Source organism: Streptomyces sp. NPDC046759 (assembly GCF_040645475.1).
GTDB lineage: Bacteria > Actinomycetota > Actinomycetes > Streptomycetales > Streptomycetaceae > Streptomyces.
This window is the reverse complement of record NZ_JBEYYJ010000048.1, coordinates 22,976-45,237: the sequence shown is the minus strand read 5'-3', so window position 1 is coordinate 45,237 and position 22,262 is coordinate 22,976. Positions and strand designations below refer to the sequence as shown.

The 22,262-nt window shown below is 72.8% G+C and carries 19 protein-coding genes and 1 rRNA gene; 13 read left to right on the top strand and 7 right to left on the bottom strand.

The features are described 5' to 3' along the window. Window positions 1-92 (top strand): 5S ribosomal RNA (gene rrf / locus ABZ919_RS39360); the annotation flags it as partial. Between the two features lie 29 nt (window positions 93-121). On the opposite strand, the gene ABZ919_RS39355 is transcribed toward rrf, so the two are convergent. Continuing rightward, window positions 122-1,021, bottom strand: coding sequence for a hypothetical protein (locus tag ABZ919_RS39355; RefSeq protein WP_361258423.1), 900 nt, complete (start codon window positions 1,019-1,021; stop codon window positions 122-124). A gap of 291 nt (window positions 1,022-1,312) precedes the next feature. Between ABZ919_RS39355 and ABZ919_RS39350 the strand changes: the two genes are divergently transcribed. After that, entirely contained in the window at window positions 1,313-2,062 is a 750-nt protein-coding gene (locus ABZ919_RS39350; protein WP_361258420.1) for a hypothetical protein, read from the top strand. Window positions 2,063-2,177: 115 nt separating this feature from the next. On the opposite strand, the gene ABZ919_RS39345 is transcribed toward ABZ919_RS39350, so the two are convergent. Continuing rightward, window positions 2,178-3,461: a DUF1015 domain-containing protein gene (locus ABZ919_RS39345; protein ID WP_361258400.1), complete on the bottom strand. Its 1,284-nt coding sequence runs from the start codon at window positions 3,459-3,461 to the stop codon at window positions 2,178-2,180. Window positions 3,462-3,534: 73 nt separating this feature from the next. On the opposite strand from ABZ919_RS39345, the gene ABZ919_RS39340 reads away from it, so the two are divergent. The 4 genes from ABZ919_RS39340 to ABZ919_RS39325 are packed head-to-tail and all read left to right on the top strand — an operon-like array spanning window position 3,535 to window position 7,552. Further along, window positions 3,535-4,563, top strand: a complete 1,029-nt coding sequence (locus ABZ919_RS39340; protein WP_361258398.1) for an HAD hydrolase-like protein — start codon at window positions 3,535-3,537, stop codon at window positions 4,561-4,563. Between the two features lie 54 nt (window positions 4,564-4,617). Next, window positions 4,618-5,661, top strand: coding sequence for an iron chelate uptake ABC transporter family permease subunit (locus ABZ919_RS39335; RefSeq protein ID WP_361258395.1), 1,044 nt, complete (start codon window positions 4,618-4,620; stop codon window positions 5,659-5,661). 29 nt (window positions 5,662-5,690) lie between these two features. Then, window positions 5,691-6,704 (top strand): iron chelate uptake ABC transporter family permease subunit, encoded by a 1,014-nt coding sequence (locus tag ABZ919_RS39330; protein WP_361258417.1) that lies wholly within the window; start codon window positions 5,691-5,693, stop codon window positions 6,702-6,704. After that, window positions 6,701-7,552, top strand: a complete 852-nt coding sequence (locus tag ABZ919_RS39325) for an ABC transporter ATP-binding protein (RefSeq protein ID WP_361258392.1) — start codon at window positions 6,701-6,703, stop codon at window positions 7,550-7,552. The genes ABZ919_RS39330 and ABZ919_RS39325 overlap by 4 nt, the downstream gene beginning before the upstream one ends. Window positions 7,553-7,618: 66 nt before the next feature. Here the strand turns inward: ABZ919_RS39325 and ABZ919_RS39320 are convergent, their stop codons facing one another. After that, window positions 7,619-7,966, bottom strand: a complete 348-nt coding sequence (locus tag ABZ919_RS39320) for a sterol-binding protein (RefSeq protein ID WP_361258389.1) — start codon at window positions 7,964-7,966, stop codon at window positions 7,619-7,621. 42 nt (window positions 7,967-8,008) lie between these two features. On the opposite strand from ABZ919_RS39320, the gene ABZ919_RS39315 reads away from it, so the two are divergent. The 5 genes from ABZ919_RS39315 (at window position 8,009) to recN (ending at window position 13,669) form a co-directional block, all read left to right on the top strand. Continuing rightward, the gene (locus tag ABZ919_RS39315; RefSeq protein ID WP_361258386.1) at window positions 8,009-8,320 is read left to right on the top strand and encodes a hypothetical protein; all 312 of its coding nucleotides are present in this window, start codon (window positions 8,009-8,011) and stop codon (window positions 8,318-8,320) included. 7 nt (window positions 8,321-8,327) lie between these two features. Beyond that, on the top strand, window positions 8,328-9,143 hold the full coding sequence (locus ABZ919_RS39310; protein ID WP_361258383.1) for a TlyA family RNA methyltransferase: 816 nt from the start codon (window positions 8,328-8,330) through the stop codon (window positions 9,141-9,143). Next, entirely contained in the window at window positions 9,140-10,045 is a 906-nt protein-coding gene (locus ABZ919_RS39305) for an NAD kinase (protein WP_361258380.1), read from the top strand. Before ABZ919_RS39310 ends, ABZ919_RS39305 begins: the two co-directional genes overlap by 4 nt. Window positions 10,046-10,216: 171 nt before the next feature. Further along, complete coding sequence (locus tag ABZ919_RS39300; protein WP_361258378.1) at window positions 10,217-11,776, top strand: S53 family peptidase; 1,560 nt, start codon at window positions 10,217-10,219, stop codon at window positions 11,774-11,776. Between the two features lie 174 nt (window positions 11,777-11,950). Then, the gene (gene recN / locus ABZ919_RS39295; RefSeq protein ID WP_361258414.1) at window positions 11,951-13,669 is read left to right on the top strand and encodes a DNA repair protein RecN; all 1,719 of its coding nucleotides are present in this window, start codon (window positions 11,951-11,953) and stop codon (window positions 13,667-13,669) included. Between the two features lie 54 nt (window positions 13,670-13,723). Here the strand turns inward: recN and ABZ919_RS39290 are convergent, their stop codons facing one another. Then, on the bottom strand, window positions 13,724-14,689 hold the full coding sequence (locus ABZ919_RS39290; protein WP_361258375.1) for an HNH endonuclease: 966 nt from the start codon (window positions 14,687-14,689) through the stop codon (window positions 13,724-13,726). Between the two features lie 98 nt (window positions 14,690-14,787). On the opposite strand from ABZ919_RS39290, the gene ABZ919_RS39285 reads away from it, so the two are divergent. Next, entirely contained in the window at window positions 14,788-15,537 is a 750-nt protein-coding gene (locus ABZ919_RS39285; protein ID WP_361258372.1) for a hypothetical protein, read from the top strand. Window positions 15,538-15,804: 267 nt separating this feature from the next. After that, window positions 15,805-16,941: a glycosyltransferase family 4 protein gene (locus ABZ919_RS39280; RefSeq protein ID WP_361258369.1), complete on the top strand. Its 1,137-nt coding sequence runs from the start codon at window positions 15,805-15,807 to the stop codon at window positions 16,939-16,941. Here the strand turns inward: ABZ919_RS39280 and ABZ919_RS39275 are convergent. The 3 genes from ABZ919_RS39275 to ABZ919_RS39265 all read right to left on the bottom strand — a co-directional run bounded on the left by ABZ919_RS39275 (window position 16,938) and on the right by ABZ919_RS39265 (window position 21,825). Further along, the gene (locus ABZ919_RS39275; RefSeq protein WP_361258366.1) at window positions 16,938-18,584 is read right to left on the bottom strand and encodes a PucR family transcriptional regulator; all 1,647 of its coding nucleotides are present in this window, start codon (window positions 18,582-18,584) and stop codon (window positions 16,938-16,940) included. The two genes, ABZ919_RS39280 and ABZ919_RS39275, sit on opposite strands and share 4 nt — an antisense overlap. 44 nt (window positions 18,585-18,628) lie before the next feature. Continuing rightward, window positions 18,629-19,960 carry an FAD-binding oxidoreductase gene (locus tag ABZ919_RS39270; RefSeq protein WP_361258363.1) on the bottom strand — a complete coding sequence of 444 codons (1,332 nt, stop codon included), beginning with the start codon at window positions 19,958-19,960 and terminating at the stop codon, window positions 18,629-18,631. Window positions 19,961-20,022: 62 nt separating this feature from the next. Beyond that, on the bottom strand, window positions 20,023-21,825 hold the full coding sequence (locus ABZ919_RS39265) for a glycoside hydrolase family 15 protein (protein WP_361258411.1): 1,803 nt from the start codon (window positions 21,823-21,825) through the stop codon (window positions 20,023-20,025). Window positions 21,826-22,262: the final 437 nt, after the last annotated feature.

Genomic DNA, 22,262 nt, shown 5'->3' with positions numbered 1-22,262 from the left:
CGCCCGGTTACATTCCGAACCCGGAAGCTAAGCCTCACAGCGCCGATGGTACTGCAGGGGGGACCCTGTGGGAGAGTAGGACACCGCCGAACAATCTTTGGAGGACCCCTGGTCCCAGCGTTCAGCTGGGACCAGGGGTCCTTTCGTTTTTACAATGCTTGCGGTACCGAAGACAGGAGTCACCATGTCCACCAACTCGCCCGACGACCGACCGGAGCGCGACCAGCGGCGACGGGACAGTGGTGACCGCGGCGGCTTCCGGCGTGACGACCGTGGCGGCGACCGTCCGTCGTTCCGTCGCGACGACGACCGTGGCGGCTACGGCCGGCGCGACGACCACCGTGGTGACCGTGGTGGCTTCCGCCGTGACGACCGCCGTGACGACCGGCGTGATGACCGGCGTGATGACAGCCGCGGTGACCGTGGCGGTTTCCGTCGTGACGACCGTGGTGGTTATGGCGGTCGTAGGGACGATCGTCGTGAGGGTGACCGGGGTGGGCGTCCGGCGTTCCAGCGGGACGACCGTGACCGTGGGCCGCGTCGGGACGACCGTCGCGACGACCGTGGTGAGCGCGGTGGCTTCCGGCGTGACGACCGTGGCGGCGACCGTCCGTCGTTCCGTCGCGACGACGACCGTGGCGGCTACGGCCGGCGCGACGACCACCGTGGTGACCGTGGTGGCTTCCGCCGTGACGACCGGCGTGATGACCGGCGTGACGATCGGCGTGATGACAGCCGCGGTGACCGTGGCGGTTTCCGTCGTGACGACCGTGGTGGTTATGGCGGTCGTAGGGACGATCGTCGTGAGGGTGACCGGGGTGGGCGTCCGGCGTTCCAGCGGGACGACCGTGACCGTGGGCCGCGTCGGGACGACAGTCGCGACGACCGTGGTGAGCGCGGTGGCTTCCGGCGTGACGACCGTGGTGAGCGCGGTGGCTTCCGGCGTGACGACCGTGGCGGCGACCGTCCGTCGTTCCGTCGCGACGACGACCGTGGCGGCTACGGCCGGCGCGACGACCACCGTGGCGACCGTGGTGGCTTCCGCCGTGACGACCGGCGTGATGACCGCCGTGATGACCGTCGGGACGACAGCCGCGGTGACCGCGGCGGTTTCCGTCGTGACGACAACCGGGGCGAGCGGGGCGGGTTCCGCGGCCGGGACGACCGCGGCGGCCGTGGGCCCCGTCGGGACGACCGCGGCGGCCGGCCCGGTGGATTCCGGGGCCGGGACGACCGCAGGGACGACCGCCGTGACGGTGGCCGCTTCCGTGACGAGCGGGACCGTGACCGGGATCGCGAGCCGATCAAGCGGCTGCCGATCCCGGAGGACGTCACCGGCGACGAGATCGACAAGGACGTGCGGCAGGAGCTCCAGAGCCTGCCCAAGACGCTCGCGGAGGACGTCGCCAAGAACCTGGTGATGGTGGCCCGGCTCATCGACGAGGACCCCGAGGGCGCCTACGGCTACTCCAAGGTGGCCCTGCGCCTGGCGTCCCGCGTGGCCGCCGTGCGCGAGGCCGCGGGGTTCGCGGCGTACGCCAACCAGAAGTACGGCGAGGCCCTCGGCGAGTTCCGGGCCGCGCGGCGGATGACCGGCACCATGGAGCTGTGGCCGGTGATGGCCGACTGCGAGCGCGGGCTCGGACGGCCGGAGAAGGCGCTGGACATGGCCGGCGCCCCGGAGGTGCACAAGCTGGACAAGGCCGGTCAGGTCGAGATGCGGCTCGTCGCGGCCGGCGCCCGGCGTGACATGGGCCAGCTGGACGCCGCGATCGTGACCCTGCAGAGCCCCGAGCTGGCCTCCAACTCGATCCAGCCGTGGACCGCGCGCCTGCGCTACGCATACGCCGACGCCCTGCTGGCGGCCGGCCGGGAGGGCGAGGCACGCGAGTGGTTCGCCAAGGCCGTGGAGGCCGACCGGGACGGCAGCACGGACGCCTCCGACCGGCTCGCCGAGCTGGACGGCGTGGAGTTCGTCGACGTCCTCGACGACGGCGAGGACGTGTCCGAGAAGCCGGCTCACGAGGACCGCGACGACGAGGCCGGCGACGACGAGGACTGAGTGAGACCGAGTGCGGTCGAGGACTGGCCTGCGGTCGAGGACTGACGCGTAGGCGATGTGCCGAGAAGAGGGCAGGCTCCCCGGGGGGCCTGCCCTCTTCGGCGTTCAGGGGCGGTCAGATCTCCAGCGCCCGCAGCACCAGTCCCGACGCCGGCTTCGGGCCGAACGACGTCGACTTCCGGGGCATCGTCACGCCCTGTCGTGCGAGGTCGCGTACGACCTCCTCGCGGACCGGGTGCATCAGGACGGCCGTACCGCCGTCGCGTTCCGCCTTGGCGACCGTGGCGGCCGTGTCGTGGATGTACGCGATGTGGGCCGGAGAGTCCTCGGGGATGTGCCAGACGTGGTCCAGCAGTGTGGCGTGCAGGACCGTGGCGTCCAGGGAGCGCCAGGCGGGCGGACGGTCGGCCGGGATCGTGCGGTCCAGCAGGTCCGGGTCCGGACGGTCGAGCAGGTGAAAGGCGCCGTCGCCGGCCAGCAGGAAGGCGTTGCCCGCGCAGGAGGCGTCCGCCAGGGCCGCCAGGGCCTCGGCGAGCGGTGCATCGAGGCGTCGTACGTGGAACAGGCCCTCCACCGCAGCGAGCGCGTCCGCGACCGGCAGACCGTGCAGCAGGCGGTGAATGGCGCGGACCCGCAGCGGGTAGCGGGCGGTGTCGACGAGCAGGACCAGACCGTGGTCCCAGGGACTGGGCGAGGGGTGCTCGGCACGCAGCCGCAGGTAGGTGGCCCAGCGGTGGTGGCCGTCGGCGATCAGGGCCTGCTGGTGGGCGAGATCGGACCGGATGCGGGCCACGTCGGCGGGGTCGGTGACGGACCAGAGGCGGTGGTGGAAGCCGTCCTCGGTGGTCGTGGCCAGCAGCGGGGGCTTTTCCGCCGTGCGCTCGACGACCTCGGCCGCCGTGCCGTCGCCGCGGTAGGTCAGGAGCAGCGGTTCCAGGTTCGCGCGCGTGGCCCGCATCAGGGCCGCGCGGTCGGCGACCACGGGCGGCATGACGTCCTCGTGCGGCAGGACCACGCCCTCGGCCGGTTCGGAGACCCGCAGGGCGCCGATGACACCGCGCTGGAGCATGCCGTCGCCGTCCCGCTGCTCGTAGACGTACAGGCCGGGCTCCGGGTCCGGGGTGAGGACGCCCTCGTCCAGCCAGCGGCGCAGAGTGTCCGCCGCCTGCTCGGTGCGGGCGCTCGGGGTGCCGGCCTGGGGCAGGATCAGCCGGACGATGTTGTGCGGGTCGGCGGACTGAAGGTGGTGCACCCCGTCGGGCCGTACGACGACGTCGTACGGCGGGGAGGTGACGGAGGCGAGGCTGCCGACCCGGTCGGGGTCGTAGCGAAGGCCGCGGAACGGGGTGAGTTCCAGGCCTCGGCGCGCCGTTGCTTCCGAGTGGCCTGCAGTGTTCATCCCGGCATCGTACGTGTGTCAGTGGCGTGCGGGATGATCGGGGGAAAGACGGTCGAACGAGGAGCGATGTGGAATGAGCCAGGCGGTCAGGACGAGCCCCGAGGGCAGTGGGCAGCCCCTGAGCGAGGCGTACGACACGGCGCTGCTCGATCTGGACGGGGTGGTGTACGCGGGTGGGAACGCGATCGCGCACGCGGTCGACTCGCTGGCCGTGGCGCGCTCCGGCGGGATGCATCTGGCGTACGTCACCAACAACGCGCTGCGGACCCCGGACACGGTGGCCGAGCATCTGACGGAGCTGGGGATACCGACGGGCGCCGATGACGTCATCACCTCCGCGCAGGCGGTCGCGCGGCTGATCAGCGAGCAGGTGCCGGCCGGGGCGCGGGTGCTGGTGATCGGCGGTGAGGGCCTGCGGGTGGCGCTGCGCGAGCGGGGGCTGGTGCCGGTGGAGTCGGCGGACGACGATCCGGCGGCGGTCGTGCAGGGGTACGGCGGGCCGGATCTGACCTGGGGGCGGTTCGCGGAAGCGTCGTACGCGGTCGCGCGGGGGGTGCCCTGGTTCGCGTCCAACACCGACCTGACGATCCCGAGCGGGCGGGGCATCGCGCCGGGCAACGGGGCGGCGGTGGAGGTCGTGCGGATCGCGACGGGCAAGGAGCCGCAGGTGGCGGGCAAGCCGCTGCCGCCGATGCACCGGGAGACGATCATCCGGACCGGCGCGAAGCGGCCGCTGGTGGTCGGGGACCGGCTGGACACGGACATCGAGGGCGCGTTCAACGGGTCGGTGGCCTCGCTTCTGGTGCTGACCGGTGTCACCGACGGCGCCCGGCTGCTCGCGGCGCCGCCGCAGCACCGGCCGACGTATGTGGACGCCGACCTGCGCGGGCTGCTCACCGGGCAGCCGGAGGTTTCCCCGGAGGGGGACGGCTTCCGCTGCGGTGCCTTCACGGCGAGGGCGGCGGCGGACCGGCTGGAGCTGGAGGGTGAGGGGGAGGCGCTGGACGGGCTGCGGGCGCTGTGCGCAGCGGCCTGGACGGCGGCCGGGGAGGGTTCCTGCGAGCTGGACGGGGGGAAGGCGCTGGCACGTCTCGGTCTATGACGTGCCGGCACCCGGGGATCACGACCGGAAGCGAGGGTAGGCTAACCTAACCTCGTGTTGGTCGACAGTCCTCCGGAACAGCGCGCGGAGACCGCCCCCGCGCCCCCAACTCGCCGTACGGCGAGGGCCCTCGGGCTCCTGCTGTCCGTCGCGATGCTGGTGCTCGTCGCTCTGGCGAGCATCGCGATCGGGGCGAAGGCCCTGTCGCCGGACCAGGTCTGGCACGGCCTGTTCCACGACACGGGGACCTACGGTGACGTCGTCGTGGACGAGCGGCTCGCGCGCACGGTCCTGGGCCTGCTCGCCGGTGCCGCGCTCGGCCTCTCGGGCGCGGTGCTGCAGGCACTCACCCGCAATCCGCTGGCCGACCCCGGGCTGCTCGGCATCAACGCGGGCGCTTCGGCGGCCGTCGTCACGGCCCTCACCTGCTTCGGTGTCACCAGCCTCACCGGCTATGTGTGGTTCGCCTTCCTCGGGGCGGCCGCCGTGGGCGCGTTGGTGTGGTTCCTCGGCGGCAGCCGGGGCGCCACCCCGGTGCGGCTCGCACTCGCCGGCACGGCGATCAGCGCCGCTCTCTACGGCTATCTCCAGGCCGTGATGATCATGGACGACGCGGCGCTGGGCAAGATGCGCTTCTGGACGGTGGGTTCGCTGGCCTCGGCCACCGACTCGACCATCCCCCAGGTGCTGCCCTTCATCGCGGCCGGCATGCTCCTCGCGCTGGCGCTTGCACGGCCGCTGAACGCCGTCGCGATGGGCGACGACACCGCCCGCGCCCTCGGCGCCCACCTGGGCCGCACCCGCGCTCTGGCCATGCTGGCCGCCACCGTGCTGTGCGGTGCCGCGACCGCCGCCTGCGGCCCGATCGTGTTCGTGGGCCTGATGGTCCCGCACGCGGTGCGCTCCTTCACCGGCCCGGACCTTCGCTGGATCCTGCCCTACGCCACGGTCCTGTCGCCCGTGCTCCTGCTCGGCGCCGACGTCGTCGGCCGGGTGGTGGCCCGTCCCTCCGAAATCCAGGTCGGCATCGTGACCGCGATCATCGGCGGCCCGGTCTTCATCCTTCTCGTACGACGGCGGAAGACGGCCCAGCTGTGAAGAACCGCTCCACGAACCGGGTCCTACGCATGCCGGGCGGCCTCTCGCTTCGGCTGGACCTGCGCGCCCTGAGCGTCGTCGTCCTGCTGCTGGCCGCCGCCTGCGTGGCCGGCGTCGCACTGATCGGCACCGGTGACGCCAAGATCCCGGTGGCCGACGTGCTCCGGACCCTCGCCGGGGACGGCAACGCCTACCAGGACTTCGTCGTCGGCGAACTGCGGCTGCCGCGCGTCCTGGTCGGCCTGCTGGTCGGCGCCTCGCTCGGCCTCGGCGGCGCGCTGTTCCAGTCCGTCTCCCGCAACCCCCTCGGCAGCCCGGACGTGCTGGGCCTGTCGCAGGGCTCCACGGCCGGCGCGCTCGTCGTCATCGTGCTGATGTCCGGCACCACCACGCAGGTCACCGTCGGCGCGCTGATCGGCGGCCTGGCGACCGGGCTGGCCCTCCACCTGCTGGCCTGGAAGCAGGGGGTGCACGGATACCGGCTGGTCCTGGTCGGTATCGGTGTCTCCGCGATCGCCACCGCGGTCAACGGCTATCTGCTCACCGAGGCCGACCTGGTGGACGCGGCCCGCGCGGTCGTGTGGATGACCGGTTCCCTCAACGGCCGGGACTGGGACCAGGTCCGGCCGCTGCTCGCCCTGTGCGCCGTCCTCGTTCCGCTGGTCCTCGTCCAAGCGGGCGGCCTGAGGATGATGGAGATGGGCGACGACGCCGCGAACGCCCTCGGGGTACGGGTGCAGCGGGTCCGGCTGGTGCTGATGGTCTCCGCCGTGCTGCTCGTCGCGGCGGCCACCGCGGCCGCCGGACCCGTCGGCTTCGTCGCGCTCACCGCGCCGCAGCTCGCCCGGCGCCTGACCCGTTCGCCCGGTCCGAACCTGGTGCCCTCGATGTGCATGGGCGCCGCCCTGCTGGTCGCCGCCGACTGGGCCTCGCAGCGTGCCTTCGGCGCCGACCAGCTGCCGGTCGGCGTGGTCACCGGCGTCCTCGGCGGCGGCTATCTGCTGTGGCTGCTGGTCACCGAGCGCAGGGCGGGCCGGATATGACCCCCACCGGCGTGCCGAACATCCCAAGGAGCACTGTGAACCGTCTGTCCGCGGAGAACGTCACCCTCGCCTACGACCAGCGCGTCATCGCCGAGCAGCTGTCGGTGGAGATCCCCGACAACTCCTTCACGGTGATCGTCGGCCCCAACGCGTGCGGCAAGTCGACGCTGCTGCGGGCGCTGTCGCGGATGCTCAGGCCGAGCCGGGGCCGGGTGCTCCTCGACGGCCAGGTCATCCAGTCGATGCCCGCCAAGAAGGTCGCGCGGACCCTCGGTCTGCTGCCGCAGTCGTCCGTCGCGCCCGACGGCATCACCGTCGCCGACCTCGTCGGCCGGGGACGCTACCCGCACCAGGGGCTGCTGCGCCAGTGGTCGGCGCAGGACGAGCGGGTCGTGCAGGAGTCGATGCGGCAGACCGGCGTCGCCGAGCTGGCCGACCGGTACGTCGACGAGCTGTCCGGCGGGCAGCGGCAGCGGGTGTGGATCGCCATGGCGCTGGCCCAGCAGACCCCGCTGCTGCTCCTGGACGAGCCGACCACCTACCTCGACATCCAGCACCAGATCGACGTCCTCGACCTGTGCGCCGAGCTGCACGAGGAACAGGGGCGGACGTTGGTGGCCGTGCTGCACGACCTGAACCACGCCGCCCGTTACGCCACCCATCTCATCGCCCTGCGCGGCGGCGAGGTGATCGCTGAGGGCGCCCCGGGCGACATCGTCACGGCCGACCTGGTGGAGCAGGTCTTCGGGCTGCGGTGTCAGGTCGTCGACGACCCGCAGACCGGAACCCCGCTGGTCGTGCCGGCCGCCCGCAGGACACGGCGGGAACGGCTCACGGCGCCCTCCTGAAACCTCACGGCGGCCTCCTGAAACCTCACGGCGGCCTCCTGAAACCTCACGGCGGCCTTCCGGGACTCACAGCAGCTTCCTGAGCCGGAACAGATCCAGCAGGCTCGCCTCCAGCCTGACCCGGCCCGACCCCCAGGCGGTCGCGAAGTTCAGCTCGCCGCTCACCAGGGCCACCAGGTCGTCCCCGGCCATGGCGAGCCTGATCTGCGCCCTCTCCCACGGCGGTCCGGGCCGGGTGTCGTCCACCTCGATCCGGCCACCCGTCATCCGGCCTGCGAAGGTGACGTCCAGGTCGGTGATGTGACAGCTCACCGAGCGGTCCAGCGCGGCGGCCGCGCCGACGTCGCCCTCGGCGCCCTGCATGTTGTCCGAAAGTTTCCCCAGTGCGGTGCGGCACTCCTCGATCGTGGCCATCGCCCACGACGGTACCCCAGCGGTTCGGGGTAGCGTCTGGGCATGAGCGACTCGGTTCCGGAGACGGAGATCCCGGCGGAGGCGGGGGAGGCACTCCAGGCGTACGACCCCGCCGCGCCCGCCCCCCTGAACATCCCGCGCACCCCCACCGGCGACGCCGAGGTCGACGCCCAGCTGGAGCGGCTGGCCGACGCGGACCACCTCGCCACCGACGGACATGTCGAGGTGTACGAGGATGTGCACCGGGGGCTGCGCGACGCGCTCACCGCGCTCGACACCCGCCCGGGGCCCCCGGCGCCCTCACCGTCGTACCCGGGGGCGTCCTCACCGCCGTACCACCAGAGCAGGAGCTGAACCGAACGTGGCAGGAGTCGCACGTCGCCGTCTGGACGCGGAGCTGGTCCGCCGCAAGCTCGCGCGTTCGCGTGAGCACGCCAGCCAGCTGATCGCCGCCGGGCGCGTCACCGTCGGCAAGACGGTGGCGACCAAGCCGGCCACCCAGGTGGAGACCGCAGCGGCGATCGTGGTCCAGGCCGACGACGGCGATCCGGACTACGTCTCCCGCGGCGGGCACAAGCTGGCCGGCGCGCTCGAGGTCTTCGTCCCGCAGGGGCTCGTGGTCGAGGGCCGGCGCGCGCTGGACGCCGGCGCGTCCACCGGAGGCTTCACCGACGTCCTGCTGCGCGCCGGCGCCGCGCACGTCGTCGCGGTGGACGTCGGGTACGGACAGCTGGCCTGGTCTCTCCAGAGCGATGAACGCGTCACGGTCAAGGACCGTACGAACGTACGCGAGTTGACGCTCGAGGCGATCGATGGGGAACCTGTGGATCTTGTCGTGGGCGATCTGTCCTTCATTCCGCTGGGACTGGTGCTGCCGGCCCTGAAGCGGTGCGTGAAGCCCGACGCCGACCTGGTGATGATGGTCAAGCCGCAGTTCGAGGTGGGCAAGGAGCGGCTCGGCAGCGGGGGTGTCGTACGGAGTCCGCAGCTGCGGGCGGAGGCCGTGCGGGGAGTGGCCGAGAAGGCCTGGGAGCTGGGACTCGGGGTGCAGGGCGTCACCGCGAGCCCGCTGCCCGGCCCCTCGGGGAACGTCGAGTACTTTCTCTGGCTGCGGGCGGGGGCACCCGAGGTGGACCCGGCCGCCGTCGACCGTGCAGTGGCGGAGGGGCCGCGTTGACACAGAACCTGGCGCGTACTGTTTTCCTGCTCGCCCACACCGGGCGGCCCGCGGCGATCCGCAGTGCGGAACTCGTCGTCAAGGGCCTGCTGCGGCATGGCATCGGGGTGCGGGTGCTGGAGGAGGAGGCGCGCGACCTGCCGTTGCCCGACGAGGTGGAGCTGGTCAAGGAGGCCACTCCGCAGTGCCTCGACGGGTGCGAGCTGCTGATCGTGCTCGGTGGTGACGGCACGCTGCTGCGCGGCGCCGAGTTCGCCCGGGCCTCCGGGGTGCCGATGCTCGGCGTCAACCTGGGGCGTGTCGGGTTCCTCGCGGAGGCGGAACGCGACGACCTCGACCGGGTGGTCGACCGAGTGGTGGCGCGGTCGTACGAGGTCGAGGAGCGGATGACCGTCGACGTCGTCGTGCACCGCAACGGGGACATCGTGCACACCGACTGGGCGCTGAACGAGGCGGCCGTGCAGAAGGCCGGTGCCGAGAAGCTGCTGGAAGTCGTGCTGGAGATCGACGGGCGTCCGGTGACCGGGTTCGGGTGCGACGGTGTCGTGCTGTCGACGCCGACCGGATCCACGGCCTACGCGTTCTCCGCGGGCGGGCCGGTGGTGTGGCCCGAGGTGGAGGCGCTGCTGATGGTGCCGATCAGTGCGCACGCGCTGTTCGCCAAGCCGCTGGTCACGTCTCCGGACTCGGTGCTCGCGGTGGAGGTCCTGCCGCACATCCCGCCGGGCGTGCTGTGGTGCGACGGGCGGCGGACCGTCGAGCTGCCGCCGGGCGCGCGGGTGGAGGTGCGGCGGGGAGCCGTGCCGGTGCGGCTGGCCCGGCTGCACCACTCGTCGTTCACCGACCGGCTGGTGGCGAAGTTCGCGTTGCCCACCACGGGGTGGCGGGGGGCGCCTCACTAGGGTCTCGCCCTCGCGTGAGCTCAGTGCCGGGCAGGTGGTGCCCTGTCCGGGTGGCTCGGGATGCATCTGGCATATGTTTTCGGCATCCCCGGAATGTCTGCCTACGCAGTGCATTTCGACGCGAGCCGTCAGGCTTCGGGCTAGAGGTCTGCCGGCAGCAAGGAGACTTCGATGAACGAACAGCACGTCGCGCTGGCCGGGAGCACCCGACCGGCCATGGCAGGCGCGACCCGGCTGAGGGACGCGCACCCCGAGGACCCGGTGAAGGTGACCCTCACCCTGCGCGGGAAGGTGGCCCCCGCCGACCGGATCCCGGACGAGCGACGCCAGGACGCCGAGGACACGAAGGCCGTACTGGAGCGGTACGGCCTCACGGTCGACGAAGTCCGGCTCGAACCGGGCAGCATCGTGGCGACCGGTCCCGTGTCCGCGATGAACGCCGCCTTCAAAACGAACCTCGGTATCTACCACACCCCCGAGCACGGCGAGTTCCGCGGCCGTGAGGGCGAGCTGCACATCCCGGCAGGCCTCGAGGGCAAGGTGACCGGCGTCTTCGGACTGGACCAGCGGCAGGTGGCCCGGCGCAGGGACGCCGGCGGCTCGGGCTTCATGGGGTCGTTCACACCGGCCGACCTCGAACGGCAGTACAACTTCCCGGCCGGTGACGGAGCGGGGCAGAAGATCGCGATCGCCGAGTTCGGCGGCTGCTACTTCGACGACGACCTGCAGGCCTTCAGCGCCGCGCACGACCTCCAGGGGCCCCAGGTCCGGATCGTGCCCCTGGACTTCGCTCCGCCGCGCACGATGCAGGAGGTCAAGCAGCTGCCGCCCGCTGAGCAGAAGTTCGCGGTCGGGGCGGCACGGGAAGTGATGATGGACGTGGAGATCGTCGCCGGTTTCTGTCCGGCGGCCGAGATCCCGGTCTACTTCGCGAACTTCGACCAGCGGGGCTGGATCGAGGTCCTCGACCAGGCGATCGCGGACAAGCCGGTGACCCTGTCGGTCAGCTGGGGCCTCTCCGAGGACGACCCCAACTGGTCGCAGACAGCACTCGACCAGATCAACAAGCGTCTTCAGGGCGCGGCGGACCTGGGCATCACGGTCTGTGTCGCCTCGGGCGACGACGGCTCGGGCGACCAGATGGTGGACGGCCGGTGCCATGTCGACTTTCCCAGCACCAGTCCCTTCGTGCTGAGTGTCGGCGGGACGATGATCGACTCCTCCGGCCGGGAGGTGTCCTGGTGGGAGGCGCCCGGTCACCGGACCCGCATCGGCGGGGGCGCGACCGGAGGAGGCGTGTCCACCAAGTTCGACCGCCCGGACTACCAGAAGCACATCAAGGTGGACTCCCTGAACCCGGGCAGCATCCAGGGAAGGGTCGTGCCGGACGTGGCCGCGCTCGCCGGCAGCCCGGGATACGACCTGATCTTCCAGGGCGCTCCGTTCCCCGCCGGAGGCACCAGTGCCTCCGCCCCCTTGTGGGCCTCTCTGATCGCCCGCATCAACGCGCTGCTGCCGGCGGACAAGCAGCAGCGCTTCCTCACGCCGTTCCTCTACGAAAGCGGCACCAACGGCCGGCCGCTCGGCGAGGTCGCCTGCCGCGACATCGCCGTCGGCCACGACAACGCCTCGCACCCGCCCGCGGTGGGCTACCCGGTGCTGCCCGGGTACGACGCCCCCACCGGCTGGGGCGCACCCGACGGTGTCGCCCTGCTCAAGGGGCTGCACTGAGGCTGCCGCGCGGAGGGGCGCTGCGCTGAGGGCGCCGCGCTGACGACCCTGCACTCGCCCGGGTGACAATGCGGCATCGATCCGCATCCGTCACCTGCACCTTCACACAACCGGGCCGGGGTCCGTCGCGATCCCGGCCCCCGACCTCGTAAGGTCTTGTCCGTGTTGGAGGAGATGCGCATACGGTCGCTCGGGGTCATCGACGATGCCGTCGTCGAGCTGTCGCCCGGGTTCACCGCCGTCACCGGTGAGACGGGGGCGGGCAAGACCATGGTGGTCACCAGCCTGGGACTGCTGCTCGGCGGGCGGGCGGACCCGGCGCTCGTGCGGATCGGCGCCGAGAAGGCGGTCGTGGAGGGGCGGGTGACCGTTCCCCCGGAAGCCGCCGCCGTCGTACGAGCCGAGGAGGCCGGGGCCGAGCTGGACGACGGCGCCCTGCTGATCAGCCGTACCGTTTCCGCCGAGGGCCGCTCGCGGGCGCACCTGGGCGGGCGCAGCGTCCCCGTGGGGCTGCTCGCCGAACTGGCCGACGACCTGGTGGCCGTGCACGGGCAGACCGACCAGCAGGGGCTGCTGAAGCTGTCCAGGCAGCGGCAGGCGCTGGACCGGTACGCGGGGGACGGCGTCGCCGTGCCGCTCGCCAAGTACACCGAGGCCTACCGGCGGCTGCGGGCCGTCTCCGCCGAGCTGGAGGAGATCACCACACGCGCGCGTGAGCGGGCGCAGGAAGCCGACATGCTGCGCTACGGCCTCGAGGAGATCGCCGCCGTCGAGCCGCGCGCCGGAGAGGACGCCGAGCTGGCCGAGGAGGCCGAGCGGCTGGGGCACGCCGAGGCCCTGTCGTCCGCCGCGACGGCCGCGCACGCCGCGCTCGCGGGCAATCCGGAGGATCCCGAGAGCATCGACGCCTCGACCCTCGTCGCGGGCGCCCACCGGGCGCTGGAGGCCGTGCGCTCGCACGATCCGGCGCTGGCCTCGCTCGCCGACCGGATCGGGGAGATCGGCATCCTGCTCGGCGACGTGGCCGGGGAGCTGGCCGGGTACGCCGACGACCTGGACGCCGATCCGCTGCGGCTGGCCGCGGTGGAGGAGCGCCGCGCCGCGCTGACCGCGTTGACGCGCAAGTACGGCGAGGACGTGAACGCCGTCCTCTCCTGGGCCGAGCTGAGCGCGGCCCGGCTGACCGAGCTGGACGGCGACGACGAGCGGATCGGGGAGCTGACCGCCGAGCGGGACGCGCTGCGCACCGAACTGGGCGGTCTGGCGCAGGCACTGACGGATGCGCGCACGGAGGCCGCCGAGCGGTTCGCCGCCGCCGTGACGGCCGAGCTGGCCTCGCTGGCGATGCCCCACGCGCGCGTGTCCTTCGACATCCGGCAGACCGAGGACCCGGAGGGCGTCGAGGTCGGCGGGCGTACGGTCGCCTACGGGCCCTCGGGTGCGGACGAGGTCGAGCTGCTGCTCGCCCCTCATCCGGGCGCCCCGCCGCGGCCCATCGCCAAGGGCGCGTCCGGCGGTGAGCTGTCCCGCGTGATGCTCGCCGTGGAGGTCGTGTTCGCGGGCACCGACCCCGTGCCGACCTACCTCTTCGACGAGGTCGACGCCGGTGTCGGCGGCAAGGCCGCGGTCGAGATCGGCCGGCGCCTGGCCAAGCTCGCCAGGACCGCCCAGGTCGTCGTGGTCACCCACCTGCCCCAGGTCGCCGCCTTCGCCGACCGGCAGCTGCTGGTCGAGAAGACCAACGACGGGTCGGTCACCCGGTCCGGCGTGAAGGTGCTGGAGGGCGAGGAGCGGATTCGCGAGCTGTCCCGGATGCTGGCCGGCCAGGAGGACTCCGAGACGGCCCGCGCCCACGCCGAGGAACTGCTGGCGACGGCCCGGGCGGACCAGTAGCAAGCCGAGCCACTCCGGGCGGGCGCCGCGGTGGCTCCCGCCCGGGGGCGCAGGTCATTCCTGGCGCTTCATGCGCTGCCGGGCCATGTGATGCGCCCACGCGTGCGTCGACACCTTCTTGTCCACCCCGAAGTGCCGGCCCGTGGCCTCGTCCAGGACCCTTTGGACCTCGTCCATGAAGGCGAGCCAGTCCTTGATCTCGAAGTCGGCGTCGGTCCAGCCGTAGAGCGACTTCAGTTCCTGCTTGACGGCGGCGAAGAAGGAGAGTCGCGCACGCTCTCCCACGCCGATCCGGACGCCTTTTCGCCGAAGCCGGTCCTTGAGCTGGTCCGGCGCGTCACGCCATGTGTCCGGGCTGTCCCTCAGCTCGGCGTAGTCGACCCAGGCCCAGAAGCTCTCGGCGTCCGCGACGTCCGGGGCCTCCGCGTGGTGGGCAGCGCACAGCAGGGCGAAGTTGCGCACGTCGTTGGACCCGCCGAGCTGGAGCGGGACGACATGGGCGCGCTCCACCGGGGTGCGCCAGCACACCAGGCAGGCGGCCTCGTCCATACCCAGGTAGTCGACGATGGCTTTCACGGTGGGCCGGGTTCTGCGGTCCTCTGCATGTCTCTCGCGGGGCTTCACCGCGAGCGCCGACGCGTCGTAGCCGTACTCACTGCCGTCGTCCGGGTACCCGATCTGCAGGATGTCCGGAATGTCGTTGCGCTGCTTCTCCTTCATACGGACGTGGATGAGCGGGGTGCTGACCTCGGTCAGGTACTGACCCAGGTAGCCCATGGCGAAGTCCTGCATCAGCTCGAACGCGTCGTGGTCGTAACCTCCCGCGGCGTTCCGGTGGCCCTGGACGTCCAGACAGAGGTATCGGGGCGCACCCGGGGACCGTCTCTGCGCCGCCTGTACGCACTCGAAGATGCGCTGGGCGCTCCGCTCGAAGTTCTCGTACACCTTCATGTCGTGGTAGATCGCCACCCCCTTGGCGGCACGTCCCGTGCGGCGCTGCTGCCTCGGCTTCTTCGCCATGTTCCCCCCTCGGAACCGTTCCGTACGAAATGCATCGTGACAGGCGGCACTGACAACGGGCGCCGTACGGCCGGGAGATGGGCCCCTAGAGTGTGGGGATGGCTGATCGTGCCGGAAGGAAGAGCGGATTCGTTCTCGCGGGCGGCTTGACGCGTGCCGGAATGGGCGTGCTGCGCAGGGCGGCGCCCGGTGGGCGGGAGCGTTGGGAGCGGAAGAACTACGCCGGGCGGACGGTCGAGCTGTACGCCGGACCCGCGGCGGCGCTCGGTGCGGCCGTCGCCGCCGCACGTGTGCGCCCCGCGGCCGGCGCGGCCGTGCTCGCCGCCGGTGCCTGCGGGGCGTACGACGATGTCGCGGGCGACGACCGGCGTGGCTTTCGTGCGCATCTGCGGGCGTTGCGGGACGGCGAAGTCACCAGCGGGGCCGTCAAGTTGTTCGGGACATCGGCCGCCGGGCTGGTCGCGGGAGCGCTCATGAAGGAGCGGCCGCTGGACAAGCTGCTCGCCGGGATCGTCATCGCCGGTACCGCCCACTTCGTCAACCTCGTCGACGTGCGGCCGGGACGGGCCGCCGGCGCGGTGCTCGCACTCGGGGCGCCCGGCCTGCTGCGGAAGGGGCCGGGGGCCGAGCTCGCGGCCGCCGCGACGGGTGCCGCCGCGGCCGTCCTGCCCGACGACCTCGCAGAGCGCGCCATGATCGGGGACACGGGGGCGCACGCGCTCGGCGCCGCGCTGGGGGCGGCCGTCGTGGCGGGCAACCGGCGCGCGGGGCTGTTCGCGCACGCCGTGGCCGTCGTGGCCGCCGCCGTGCACGGGGACCGGGTGAGTGCCTGGGCGCGGGCGCTGTGAGCGTCTGACCTCGCCGTACGCGGTCGCGCCGGGTTCGGCCGCGCCGGGTTCCACTCACCCGTGTGGGTGACATGCTCCGGCGCATTGCCCCGGCCCGCCGCACAGTGCGCCCTCCGGATTTCCCGCAACGGCCGTTCCCCCTGGCATGCTTGAGGGCACACGGTCCGCGCAGGAGGCGCGCGGGGCACGTCCTGCCACCACGTTGAGCCCGCTACCTTCAGTACGTTTCCTCGTGACCGCCCACGCCGAACCAGGAGCCCCGGCCCCGTGAGCCCCCTGAGCAGCAACGCACCGCACGGCCAGCAGACGCTGCGCACCGTGCAGGTGTTGGGCGGAGGCAACGCCGGCAGCAGCGCGCACGTGCGCTCGCTGGCCGAGGGGCTGGTGGCCAGGGGCGTGCGGGTCACGGTGTGCGCCCCCGTCGAGGCCGATCGCACCTACGACTTCACCGGCGCCGGAGCCGAACACGTGCACGTGCCGCGCAGCAGCGACCCGGTCTCGGTGGCAGCGCTCCGCACCGCCTGCGCCAACGCCGACCTGGTGCACGCGCACGGACTGCACGCCTCCTTCCGGGCCGTCCTCGCGCTCAGCGGGCGGCGCACCCCGCTGGTCGTCACCTGGCACAGCCGGGTCCAGGCGGAAGGACCGCGGGCGCAGCTCCTGCGGCTGCTGGAGCGGCGGGTGGTGCGGACGGCGGCCGTGGTCCTCGGCACCAGCTCCGACCTGGTGGACCGGGCCCGCCGCACGGGGGCACGGGACGCCCGGCTCGCCGCCGTCGGCCTGCCGGGGGAGCGGCGGCCCGTCGTCCTCGACGACCCCGACCGGCTGCGCCCCAAGATCCGGGCCGAACTCGGCGCCACCGGCCGCCCGTTCCTCATCGCGGTCGGCTCCCTCGACCGGAGCCGCGGCTACGACGTGCTGCTCGACGCGGCCCGCGCCTGGCGCGACCTGGACCCGGTGCCGCTGGTCGTCATCGCGGGGGAGGGCCCGCTGCGGACGGCTTTGCAGCGGCGGATCGAGGACGAGGAGCTGCCGGTGCGGCTCATCGGGCGCCGCGAGGACGTGCCCGAGCTGCTCGCCGCCGCCGATCTGGCGCTGCTGACGAGCAGTTGGGAGTCGCGGTCCGTCCTCGCCCAGGAGGCGCTGTACGCGCGCGTGCCGCTCGTCGCGACCAGCGTCGGCGGCATCCCCGACCTCGTCGGCGACGGTGCCGAACTCGTCCCGTACGGCGACCCGGAGGCGCTCGCGGACACCGTCGTGCGGCTCCTCGCCGATCCCGGGCGCCGCGAGGAGCTGCGTGAGGCGGGCGCACGGCAGGCCGCCGGCTGGCCCACCGAGGACGAGACCGTCGCCCAAGTGCTCAGCGTGTACGACGAGTTGACCCAGCCGCGGCCACTCGCCTAGGAAACGTGACGGCGGGCGCGCAGGGCCAGGCTCAACGCCAGGACGGTCTGCGGGTCGTCGAGGTCGGTGCCCAGCAACTCGCCGATGCGAGCGAGGCGGTTGTACAGGGTCTGGCGGTTCAGGTGCAGCTCGCGGGCCGTCTCCGCCTTGCGCCCCGCATGCGCCAGATACGTCTCCAGGGTCGGCAGCAGCGGCGGCTTGGAGCGGTGGTCGTGGTCGCGCAGCGGGCCGATCGCACGGTCCACGAACGCCGCGAGGTCCGGGTGGTCGCGCAGCCGCCACAGCAGCAGGTCGATGTCGAGGCGGCGGGCGTCGTACCAGGGCCGGTCGGTCAGGCCCTGTGCCGCCGTCGCCGTCTCCGCCGCGTGTCTGAGCCCCGCCGACGCGGCCGCCCAGCCGCCGGCCACGCCGACCACCACGACCGGCGGCGGCGAGCCCGGCCGGCGCATCCCGGCCCGCTCCACACCCGCCCGCAGCGCCACCGCCACCCGGTCCGCGACCGCGGAGCGCTCCGACTCCGAGCGCAGCCCGAACAGCACCAGCACCCGGCCCTCCACCGGCCGCACACCCAGCAGCACCGGCACCCCCACCGCGGCCAGCTCCTCCGACACCGCCCGCGCCAGCACCGCCCAGCCACCGCCGGGGGAGAGGGAGTCACCGATCCGCATCACCACCGGCAGCAGCGGGCTGTCGCCGGGTTTGAAGCCGAGGACCCGGGCCTGTGCCGGGGCGTCCTCCGCGGTGATCCGGCCCTCGGCGAGATCGGTGAGGAAGTCACCGCGCCCCCGGGCCGCCAGCTCCTCCTCCTGCCGGGCCTGCATCAGCACCACGGCCAGGATGCCCGCGGCCCGCTCGGCGGCGATCCGGTGGACCGGGGCCAGCGGTGCGCGGACCGGCAGCAGAACCAGGCGGGCGCGCACGGACCCGGCCGTACCCGGGCCGCCGCCGGGCACGTCCACCAGGACCGAACCGGCGGGCGGCGGCGCGTCCTTGTGCGAGCCGCGCAGCCCCTCCCACACCTGCAGCGGGTCCGTGCCCTCGGGCCCTTCCCCGGCCGCGTACAGCAGGCGGCCGTCGGCCGTCTCCAGGAACACCGGGTTGCGGCCGAAGTCCGCCAGGATGCCCAGCACCTGCGGCACCCCGCCGCCGCCGAGCAGCGCCTCGGTGCAGCGTCGGTGCACCTCCTCCGCCCGCTGGAGCAGGGCGTAGTGGCCGTTGACGATCTCGGTGTGGATCTCCTCGGTCACCGTCACGAACGGCACCTCGCGGTGCAGCTGGACCAGGGGGAGCCCGGCGGCGCGGGCGGTGTCCACCAGGGCGGCCGGCAACCGCGAGAAGCGCGGGCCCAGCTCCACCACCAGCGCGGCGATCCCGCGCTCGGCGAGGGTGCGCACGAACGCCCGCTGCTCGGCCGGGCGGGTGCCGAGGCCGTAGCCGGTGGTGAGCAGCAGTTCGCCGCCCTTGAGCAGCGAGGCGATGTTGGGCACCTCGCCGGCGTGCACCCAGCGCACCGTGCGCCCCAGCCGGTCCGCACCCGCCAGGATCTCCGGCAGCCCGCTGCGCAGCCCGGGCAGCTCCAGCGCCCGCTGCACGGTGATCCCGGCGCCCTGCGTGTCGAGTCGGTTGTCCGTACGGCTGTCCATGCAGCGGACGCTACCTGCGACGACGCCTGGAGAACATCTCCGGGCTACACCGGCTCGATGTTGTGGTTGAAGCGGAAGACGTTGTCGGGGTCCCAGCGCCGCTTCACCTTCTCCAGCCGCAGCAGATTCCCGGCGCCCAGGCCGTCCCGCACCCGTTCGGGGCCCTCGTCGCCGATGAGGTCCAGACAGACGGCGCCGGTGCTCCAGGGATCCATGCCGGCGTCCGCCTCCCGCACCCAGGTGAGGGCCTGCCCGTCGCCGGACGGGTCGGCCCAGCAGGCGAAGGGGTGCACGATCCAGGGAGCCCGGCGGTACGGCAGCGGGTGATCGGCGGCCGCGGAGGCAACCGCTCCGCCGAGCGGGAGAAGCATGAGCCGGGACGAGCCCGGCGCCGGGAGTTGCGCCGCGCGTGCCAAGAAGGCGTCCACGGCCGCGTCGGGCAGACCCGCCAGGCACTGCGCCGAACAGTGCGCGCGCATCCCCCCGGGCGGGTACAGCAGCCCCAGCGCCCCGGTACCGCACGACTGCGTCTCGTGCGGCAGCCTCATCAGCGGCTCGGCCAGGCCGCGCAGCTCCTCCTCACCGCCCGCGTACGTCAGCAGGGCACCGCACACCGGCGTCGGCTGCCCGGACAGGCACAGCGCAGCCCCGCCCACCTCGTCGGGGCCGGTGTCGATGACCTCGCGGAAGGCGCGCACAGCGGCCGGCCCGCACTCCGGCCGGTAGCGGACCAGGGCGACGGCGAACCGCGGCAGTTCGTGCAGTTCCAGGGTCAGCGCGGTCGCGACGCCGAAGTTGCCCCCGCCGCCGTGCAGCGCCCAGAACAGCTCGGGGTTCTCGTCGGCGTTGGCATGCACCCGCTCGGCGTCCGCGGTCACCAGTTCCACACCGATGAGACCGTCCACGGCCGGGCCGAAGGCGCGGTCCAGCCAGCCGGGTGCGCCGCCCAGCACGAAGCCGGCGACCCCGGTGCCGGGGGTCCCGCCGACGGCCGCCACGAGGCCGTGGGGCCGCGTCGCCCGGTCGAGGAGGCTCATCGTGGTGCCGCCCCCGATCCGGACCGCCTCAGCCGCGGGATCGACGGTCACCTCGTGCATCCGGCGCAGGTCGACCACCAGGGCGCCGTCGACGACGGCGCCCGCCAGACCCTGCCCGCCGCCGCGCACCGCGATGTGCAGGTCCAGGTCACGCGCGAAGCGCACGGCCCGGACCACGTCGGTCACGCCGGCGCACCGGGCGATCACGGCGGGGTGCGGGTCGGCCATCGCGTTGAAGACGACCCGGGCCCCGTCGTAGCCCGGGTCTCCAGGGGCGAACACCTCGCCGGCCAGATCCGCACGGAGCGCGGCGAGGGCGGCGTGCGCCTTGGAAGCCATGGGCGCCCCCTTGCAGCAAGGGTCCGGCTTCCAGAGTAGGCCGGGGCGGCGCCCCCAGCCCCCTAGCCCCCGTAGGCCCCGGAGGCCGTGAGCCGCAGCGCAGTGTCGATCAGAGGCACATGACTGAACGCCTGCGGGAAGTTGCCGACCTGGCGCTGCAGGCGCGGGTCCCACTCCTCGGCGAGCAGGCCGAGGTCGTTGCGCAGGGCGAGCAGCCTCTCGAACAGCTTGCGGGCCTCGTCCACCCGGCCGATCATCGCCAGGTCGTCCGCCATCCAGAACGAGCAGGCCAGGAAGGCACCTTCGTCGCCCGGCAGGCCGTCGACGCCCGCGTGCTCGCCCTCCGTCGGGTAGCGCAGGATGAACCCGTCCGGGGTGGACAGCTCGCGCTGGATCGCCTCGATCGTGCCGATCACCCGCTTGTCGTCCGGCGGCAGGAAGCCCATCTGCGGGATGAGCAGCAGCGAGGCGTCCAGCTCCCGGGAGCCGTAGGACTGGGTGAAGGTGTTGCGCTCCTTGTCGTAGCCCTTCTCGCACACGTCCCGGTGGATGTCGTCGCGCAGCTCCTTCCAGCGCTCCAGCGGGCCGTCCGCGTCACCGGACTCGATCAGCTTGATGGTGCGGTCCACCGCGACCCAGGCCATCACCTTGGAGTGCACGAAGTGCCGGCGCGGGCCGCGCACCTCCCAGATGCCCTCGTCCGGCTCCTGCCAGTGGTCCTCCAGGTAGCGGATCAGCTTGAGCTGGAGCAGGGCGGCGTAGTCGTTGCGGGCCAGGCCGGTCATGTGGGCCAGGTGGAGAGCCTCGGTGACCTCGCCGTAGACGTCCAGCTGGAGCTGGTGCGCGGCGCCGTTGCCGACCCGGACCGGGGCGGAGTGCTCGTAGCCGGGCAGCCAGTCCAGCTCGGCCTCGCCGAGCTCGCGCTCGCCGGCGATGCCGTACATGATCTGCAGGTTCTCCGGGTCGCCGGCGACCGCGCGCAGCAGCCACTCGCGCCAGGCGCGGGCCTCCTCGCGGTAGCCGGTGCGCAGCAGCGAGGACAGGGTGATCGCCGCGTCCCGAAGCCAGGTGTAGCGGTAGTCCCAGTTGCGCACGCCGCCGATGTCCTCCGGCAGGGAGGTGGTCGGCGCGGCGACGATGCCGCCGGTGGGGGCGTAGGTGAGGGCCTTCAGAGTGATCAGTGAGCGGATCACCGCCTCGCGGTACGGCCCGTGGTACGTGCAGTGCTCGACCCACTCGCGCCAGAAGTCCTCCGTCGCCTCCAGCGAGGCCTCCGGCTCCGGCAGCGACGGCGGCTCCTTGTGCGAGGGCTGCCACGAGATGGTGAACGCGATCCGGTCACCCGGGGCGACCGTGAAGTCGGAATACGTCGTCAGTGACTTCCCGTAGGTCTCGGCCTCGGTGTCGAACCACACCGAGTCCGGCCCGGCGACGGCCACCGTACGGCCCTCGTGCTTGTGCACCCAGGGCACGACACGGCCGTAGGAGAACCGCATCCGCAGCACCGAGCGCATCGGCACCCGGCCGGTGACGCCCTCGACGATCCGGATCAGCTGGGGCGCGCCCTCACGCGGAGGCATGAAATCCGTCACGCGGACCGTGCCCCGCGGGGTGTCCCACTCGGACTCCAGGATCAGCGAGTCGCCGCGGTAGCTGCGCCGGGCGGCCGTGGGCGGCGGGGAGTCGGCCGCGTGGGCCGGGCCGAGCCGCCAGAAGCCGTGCTCCTCGGTGCCCAGCAGGCCGGCGAAGATGGCATGCGAGTCGAAGCGGGGCAGGCACAGCCAGTCCACCGTGCCATCCCGGCAGACCAGGGCTGCGGTCTGCATGTCTCCGATGAGTGCGTAGTCTTCGATGCGCCCGGCCACGTGCAACTCCAGTCGAACGGCCACGTCACCCCCGCGCAGGGGGCTGTCGCTAGTGCGGTCAAGGGGTCGTTGTTGTGCGTCGTTGAGCGGTGAAGCAAAGCAGTCCGCCGAGCCCTGAGGCAACACGACAGTCTTTGCTCAACGAACTGCCGCGCTCACGTTGTTCCGGGTGATGGTGGCGGGGGTGTGCCGTCGTTCCGGCCGGGCTCGGCAGCGAGTGTCCGAGCAGGATACGACGCACGTAGATGATCTGCGTGCCCCTCCGGGCAACCCATGTGGGCCGAACGGGTGAGCAGCAGGTGATAACCATGTGACCTGTGTGTGCCTGTGCTGACACGTGTGGTGAGCGTCTTTGTGCCCGGGCGGGCGCGGAGCGTGGCCGGAAGCCATCTCGTCCAGGCGCTGATACCCTGGTAGCCCGTGGACCGGTGGGCCCG